Raw genomic sequence first — 1,429 nt, 5'->3', positions numbered from 1 at the left:
TAAGAATTATGGGTATACGGATAAGCAGGAAGTCGAACACAGCGGCGAAACAACCGTTAACAATCGTCACGACGTATCGCACTTAAGCGTAAAAGAAATAAAAGAGTTATTGGGTAAGGAATAATGTTACGGCGTGACCTTGAACTTGAGTTAGCACGTAAGGACTTTTTTTATTATTGTAATCTTTTAGCACCTGATTTTTATAAAGAGGATCGCAAGTTTTTAAAAGATATTTGCGAACAAATGCAGGACTTTTATTTTTCAAGTGACGATGTGCTGATTATCAACGTACCGCCGAGACACGGCAAGAGTAGAAGTGCGGTAATGTTTACACAGTGGGTATTTGGTCAAAACGTACATGAAAAAGTGATGACTGGTTCATACAACGAAACGCTATCCACTACATTCAGTAAGAGTGTTAGAAATGCGATACAGGAAGTTAAAGCCGATGAAAACATAACGGTCTACTCTGATATGTTCCCGGACGTTAAGATTAAGCAGGGCGATGGTGCTATGAACTTATGGAGTCTGGAAGGTTCACATTAATGATCATTGATGATTTAATCAAGAACAGTGAAGAAGCATTTAACGAGAACGTACTAGAAAAGCATTGGAGCTGGTTCACTAATACGATGTTGTCACGGCTAGAAGAAAACGGAAAAGTAATTATTATCATGACACGTTGGTCAAGTAACGATTTAGCAGGTAAAGCGTTAGACCATTTTAATCAGGAGCATAAGCAAGTAAGACATATATCATTAAAAGCCCATCAAGACGATGGCTCAATGCTGTGTGATGATATACTTTCAAAAGAAAGCTATGAGATGAAAGTACGTGCGATGGGGTTAGAAGTTGCCTCTGCTAACTATCAACAGATTCCAATTGATTTAGAGGGTAAACTATACAAGAACTTAAAGACATACACCGAGCAACCAGAGTTTACAGACGTAAGGGCTTATATTGATACGGCTGATACTGGTTCAGATTACCTCTGTGCGATCGTGTACGGCGTTTACAGCGGGGAAGCGTATATCCTTGACGTTTTACACACAATAGAAGGAATGGAAGTCACAGAGCCAGCCACGGCAAAATTATTGCATGAGAACGGCACAAAGTTAGCAATCATTGAAAGCAATAACGGCGGTCGAGGATTTGCAAGGAATGTTGAAAGTCTGCTATACTCAACGTATCAGACAAGAAAGCCGTCCATTAAGCAATATCATCAATCAAAGAACAAGTTAGCAAGGATATTGTCTAACAGTACATTTGTAATGGATCACATTTACTTCCCTGTTAATTGGCGTGACCGATGGCCTGATTTTTATAAGGCCATTACCACCTACCAAAAGGAAGGCCGGAACAAACATGATGATGCACCGGATGCCTTAACGGGCGTTGCTGAAAACGTAGAGGGAAATAAACTTAAAAC

The 1,429-nt window shown here is 39.9% G+C and carries 2 protein-coding genes; both read left to right on the top strand.

What is annotated here, in order from left to right; translation table 11 throughout:
* Positions 1–123 precede the first annotated feature (123 nt).
* A complete protein-coding gene (locus JU82_RS12010) occupies positions 124–546 on the top strand; it encodes a hypothetical protein (protein ID WP_294892688.1) in 423 nt (140 codons plus the stop codon).
* Positions 546–1,429: phage terminase large subunit (gene terL / locus JU82_RS08785; RefSeq protein WP_294892686.1), on the top strand; the 884-nt coding region annotated here is incomplete at its 3' end. The genes JU82_RS12010 and terL, both read left to right, overlap by 1 nt.

It is taken from the genome of Sulfuricurvum sp. MLSB (assembly GCF_000747095.1).
Classification (GTDB): Bacteria; Campylobacterota; Campylobacteria; order Campylobacterales; family Sulfurimonadaceae; genus Sulfuricurvum.
Note: the sequence above shows the minus strand (reverse complement) of the source record. Positions and strands in the feature narration are given on the sequence as shown.